Below are 6,372 nucleotides of genomic sequence, written 5' to 3' on the forward strand. Positions count from 1 at the left end.
CATCACTAACTTTAGCTACTGTACAAGTCAATGCTGCTGGTTGTGACACTTCTACACCGTCACATGCTTGGGCATTATCTATATCATGTGCACCATCGGTAATTAAGACAGTATAATTTTCTGCACTTAAGCCCGAAAAAGTCACCTGACCTGGCTCTGTCGGCGCTATATTATCCGTTAATGTTTGCAATTCGTTTGCAAAAGTGCCGTCTGATGTTAAAAACAAGTGAAATGTATACGGAGGGTTTCCGCCGGAAGCACTCACTGTAATTGACCCATTTGAACCGCCATTACAGGATACTGGTGATGCTTCAGAAGCACAAACTATATTACACGGATTCGAAACAGTAAAGTCTACGGTAACGAAGTCTGTTTGCCCGCAATGATCGGTTACAGTCCAAGTAACTGAAGTTGACCCACCGGTGTAAGCAGGTGCACTAGGATTGAGCGGACTCTGAACAACACTTGCATAAGGCAACGTTCCTCCACTTGGCACAGGAGCCACAGCTAACCATGCCGCAAAAGCCGCATTAACATCGGCCTGAGCCTGTGCAGCCGACTTACCGCAGACATCTGAATAAGAGTCCGGGGCCTTCGTTATATCTGGCACTGTTAAAGGATCTTGTCCTATAGCAATTCCCGACTTCGTAGCTGTACAACCTTTTGAATCCGTAACGGTTACACTATAAGTTCCTGCTATCAATCCGTTAAGATCCTGATCATCTTCCTGCCCTGACGGGATAAAACCGCCTGCTGATGCAGTCCACGCATAAGTATATGGCGAAGCTCCGCCAGATACCGACAAATTGATGGAACCGGTGGCACTTCCAAAACATCCGGCATCTACATGGGTTTCTGTTAACACAATTGCTGTAGGAATATCAACATTAGGATTGTTCCAGCAATATTTACCGTTTGGATTATTATCCAATGTTACAGGACACCCTCCATTAGCAGCTGTCCAAACTAAAAGAATATCCGTTAATTCAAGTGTACTGCCACAAGTAAAGGTAACGTTAAAGGAGGCTAAATTTTGACCACCTCCAATTTGTTCCGAATTTTTGAGGAGTGGTCCAAAGCATTTGGAAATGTCTGTCTCCACTGTCCCTCCTCCAGACAAATGTTCTACTATAGTCCCACAAATCGCTAAATATCTGCCGGGGCTCTCTGTATTGTGGTTAATTCTAATAGTTAAAGGAGCCGTTACTGGACCTTCAGTACAAGTTAAACACGGACTTCCCGTATTTAAGCTAGCAGATACAACTCGGATGTCGTTTGCCGGGCATTTTCCAGGTTCGTATGCGGTTGTCAGTAATCTTAAATCTTGCTGGTTTGTCTGTGCAAATGTGGCAAATGGCAAACAGAATAAAAACATACCGATAATTAGAGAGAGTAAGCGTACTTTATTTTCACTAAATATTGTCGTGTTTCCTATGTCTAAAGTGTAACCTTCATCTGGCCCACTTTTATTCGATTGTAGAATATTTTTTTTCATAATACTAGGTTTTTAAGACCATAGTATCAGGAGGAAGATCTATGACAGAATAGGGGATCTGAAAACAATGCCCTTTCAATCAAAAATTGAAACTTTAAGATTATTCGCAAATTAAAAGAATAATGTTAATTTATTTTGCGGTGGTATTATCGCATCAGCAATCACAAGTAACCGTCGATTCACTTTGAGAATTGTAAAAATGTTAACCGATCTTTGTGGAGGTATTACTGAATAAACAATCACAATTAATCGTAGAACCGTTTAAAAATCAATGCTAATGTAAATTGATTTTTGTGGAGGTATTATTGCAAAGCAATCACAAATAATCATAAAACCGTCTAATAACCTTACTAAAGTTTATAAGCACAAATTTAACACTATTTTATAGTATTGTTATGAAGAAATTAGAACCATTCAAGACTTTAACTTTTTTAACAATATATTGATTACCAAACACTTAAGGGTAATATTGAAACGTAAGATTTTTTACAAAAAAATGTTTCTAAATTCCAACCTCTCAAAAATATTACGTGTTTTTTATTGGTTTTTAAAATTTTAAACTATAAGAAATAACCTATTTTTTTTTGGTTTATACTGAAAAATAAAATAATCCCCAACCATTTTTATAATAGATCCTTTGTGTTAAAAAATAAGAACCAAGGCTGATTAAAAAAATTGGCATCGTAAAATTTAAAGAAGTCACCTTTTCCATTAACAGCAAAACATTACAATATTTTCAACCCAAAACAGGTAGAAAATTTCAAAAAACAACAAAATACAATTTATTGAAAATCAAGTGTTTAAGTATTTTATTATTAATATTATCTTTAAATTTATAAAAATATGTAGCCCAAATCTTAGAAATAATTAAAAAACGTGCATTTCGTCGATTATTTTGTTAATTTCATCGATTATTTATTTTTAACTACTTAATTTTGAGCCAGTTAACAAAAAAGATAATTCATGAGAAAATTAATTTGTGCTGCCCTATTATTTACATGCACCTACGGAATCGCTCAAAGCGAAAATGCTTTATGGAAAAAGAGTACTGCAAAAGAAACTTCTGGAAGAGTTATTCAATCGCACTTACCTCAGAAAAATATTTTCGATTTAGACGTATCTGCTATGAAAAAAGTGTTGGGCAAATCTCCAAAAAGAGAGAACACCAACATTAAGTCAAACGTTATCATTACGTTGCCAAACGGAGAAGGGAACATGGAAAGCTTCAAAGTTTACGAGAACGCTGTTATGGCTCCTGAATTAGCCGCCAAATATCCCGAGATAAAATCTTACATCGCCGTTGGTGTAGACAACCCAAAGACGCGTGCATATATCAGTAATTCCCCGTTAGGTTTTAAATCCATGACAGTATATCCAAATAAGGAAACTGTCTTTATAGAACCTGTAAACGCAGATAAAACCGCTTATACGATTTATAAAAATTCAGACCACAAAGATGTTTTGGATAAATTTGAGTGTGGCGTAATCGATGATGCAACCCATGCTATGAAATCTACAGACAATAGCGGCACTTTTGCAAGAGGAGCCGACGATGGCAAACTACGTACATACAGACTTGCCCTCTCCTGTACCGGAGAATATACCTCATATTTTGGAGGTTCTAAAGCAGGGGCCTTAGCCGGAATGAACAATACGCTTACCAGAATCAATGGTATTTATGAAAGAGATTTAGGCGTACGATTAGTACTTGTTGCCAATAACGACAATTTAATTTACACTAATGCCAATACAGATCCTTATTCTACAAAAACTTCCTGGCCTTCAGAATTACAAGCTACCTTAACTTCTGTTATAGGAGAAGCCAATTACGATATCGGACATTTATTTGATTCTGCATTAGGTGGCGGTAATGCCGGATGTATAGGATGCATAGGTGTTGATAACTCCAAAGGAAGAGGATATACTTCTATTTTGTCTCCCTATACACCGGAAGGTGATCGTTATGATATCAAATACGCTGCACACGAAATTGCTCATCAATTAGGAGCCAATCACACTTTTACAAATTCAACCGAAGGTGCCAATCCGGCTCAGATGGAACCCGGAAGTGGCTCAACTGTCATGAGTTATGCGGGGACCAGTGTAAAGGATATTCAACAATTTCCGGACGATTACTTTCACGCAATCAGCATCCAACAAATTACAGACAATCTGAAAGCCAAAACCTGCGGAACTGTTACCAATACAGGAAACGCTACACCAGTTGTAAATGCCGGTCTCGATTATATCATCCCAAAAGGAACTCCTTTTATGTTAACTGGTACTGCAACAGATGCAAATACAAACGAAACACTAACCTATTGCTGGGAGCAAATGGATTTAGGAAACGCAACTTCAACAGTTCCAACTGCTACAGCTACGACTGGTCCTCTTTTCAGATCGTATCAGCCAACCACTTCTCCTGTAAGATATTTTCCAAATATGAATACCATTTTGGCAGGTTTAACTACAACTCCAGGATATAGAATTGCTTCGGAAACGCTACCCGGCGTTGCAAGAACCTTAAACTTCCGTTTAACCGTTCGCGATAACAGAATCGGAGGCGGTGCTAACAATGCTGACGATATGGTTGTAACCGTGAACGGTGTTGCAGGACCTTTTACCGTTAATTCACAAAATACGGCTGTGACTTATGCAGCAGGGACCTCACAAACCATCAACTGGACGGTTGCAGGAACAACGGCCAATGGGGTAAACTGTGCGAATGTTGACATTTTATTATCTACGGACGGAGGACAAACCTTCCCTATCACTTTAGTGGCAGGCACTCCTAATGACGGCTCACAAAACGTAATAATCCCAAACAATCCGGGAACCAAAAACCGAATCATGGTTAAAGGGAGCAACCACATTTTCTTTGATGTGAACAATGCCGATTTTACTATTACAGGTTCTGCTACAGCTGATACTACTGCTCCGACAGCTTCAACTCTTTCGGCTTCGGGAACAACCACTTCCAGCACTAATTTGTCTTGGACTGCTGCAACTGACAACACTGGTATTACCGGATACGATGTATATCAAAATGGCGTATTGAAAACCACCATCACCGCCACTTCATTAGCGGTAACAGGTCTGACGGCTTCAACTGCTTATAGTTTCTATGTAAAAGCTAAAGACGCGGCCGGAAATGTATCTACCGCCAGTAATACTGTAAACATAACAACCCTGGCGTTAGCAGATACAACTGCTCCGACGGCTTCAACACTTTCGGCTTCGGGAACAACAACTTCCAGCACTAATTTGTTCTGGACTGCCGCTACGGATAACACTGGGGTTACAGGATACAACGTATACCAAAACGGCGTATTGAAAACCACTACTACCACTACTTCATTGACAGTTTCAGGGTTATCCGCTTCAACCACCTACAACTTTTATGTAACTGCAAAAGACGCAGCAGGGAATGTTTCTTCTGCCAGTAATACCATAAACGTAACAACTCTTGGGTTGGCGGATACAACTGCTCCGACGGCTTCAACACTTTCAGCTTCGGGAACAACCACTTCAAGCACTAATTTGTCCTGGACCGCCGCTACGGATAACACTGGGGTTACAGGATACAACGTATACCAAAACGGTGTGTTAAAGACTACTACTACGGCTACTTCCTTAGTGGTCTCAGGGTTATCCGCTTCAACCACCTACAACTTTTATGTAACTGCAAAAGATGCTGCCGGAAATGTTTCCACTGCCAGCAACATTGTAACGGTAACTACATTGAGTGTCGGAGCATCGTATTGTACTTCAACCGGTGGTACAAACAAAGAATACATCAATCGTGTACAAATAGGTTCCATCAACAATCTTTCCGGAAACAACAACGGATATGGAGACTACACCATGCAGTCGACAAATTTGATGATTAATACAACCGTTTCAATTACAATTACACCAGCTTGGAACGGCTCGTCTGCAAATGAAGGGTACACTGTTTGGATTGATTATAATCAAGATGGCAATTTTGCTTCAAATGAAGTTGTTTTCAAAAAATCAAAAACAAAGGACACATCGGTTAGCGGAAGTTTTGTCGTACCGTCAAATGCAGTAACCGGAACAACAAGAATGAGAGTTTCCATGAAATACAACGGTTTCCCGACTGCTTGTGAGACCTTCACAAACGGAGAGGTTGAAGATTATACTGTAAATCTCCTTCCTGGTACTACTGCAAAAACAGAGGTAAAAGAATCTGTCGAAACAAATGAAAATCTTAGCAAATTAGATTTCAAATTGTATCCGAACCCGGTAAAAGGCGACATCTTAAATCTGTCAAATCTAGACGGCACCATTTCATACAGAATCTATTCCATGACCGGACAACAAATTGCAAATGGAAATACTGAAACCAACTCTATTAACGTTTCAGCTTTAAAATCAGGCATTTACATCATTGAAGTTACAGATGGCATGACAGTTGCCTCTAAACGTTTTATCAAAGAATAAAAGGCAACTAAAATCCTAACCCAAATTAAAAAGCTGTTCAATTAGAACAGCTTTTTTGCATATAATAACTTTCCGCAACTCCTTCATGTATAGTCTTTAATACCCTTACAAAACATCCAAGCAGCATAAAATTTAGCCGTCAAGTCAAGCTTAATAAAGAATGGCTGGAATACGAAGCCACGGTAATTGCCAAATACGGCAAAAAAGAAACCATCCACGGATAATACAAAACACAAACCGCTACAAGTCAATCCTTTACGATTGGCTTTTTTTTGTTTTCTTCTGGAGCGAATGGCTTGGTTTTGATTGCTATACGCCGTTCCCGTGTTCCATTTTACTGCGTGCCATTGCACCCGGGGCTAGGGAAGTAATCGTAATTCGTTTGGTTTTCATAGAGGTAAGGTTCACCAAAC

At 39.3% G+C, this 6,372-nt stretch carries 2 protein-coding genes; one reads left to right on the forward strand and one right to left on the reverse strand.

All coding sequences use genetic code 11. The features are described 5' to 3' along the window. A partial coding sequence (locus G498_RS14950) for a SprB repeat-containing protein (protein WP_035754195.1) occupies nt 1-1,495 on the reverse strand: 1,495 nt, incomplete at its 3' end. A 963-nt stretch (nt 1,496-2,458) separates the two neighbouring features. On the opposite strand from G498_RS14950, the gene G498_RS15450 reads away from it, so the two are divergent. After that, complete coding sequence (locus G498_RS15450) at nt 2,459-5,959, forward strand: reprolysin-like metallopeptidase (RefSeq protein WP_051269841.1); 3,501 nt, start codon at nt 2,459-2,461, stop codon at nt 5,957-5,959. Nucleotides 5,960-6,372: the final 413 nt, after the last annotated feature.

The organism is Flavobacterium suncheonense GH29-5 = DSM 17707 (assembly GCF_000430025.1).
Lineage (GTDB): Bacteria > Bacteroidota > Bacteroidia > Flavobacteriales > Flavobacteriaceae > Flavobacterium > Flavobacterium suncheonense.

Coding starts and splice junctions, on each gene's coding strand:
- G498_RS15450 (WP_051269841.1), top strand. CDS start 2,459: ATGAGAAAATTAATTTGTGCTGCCCTATTATTTACATGCACCTACGGA.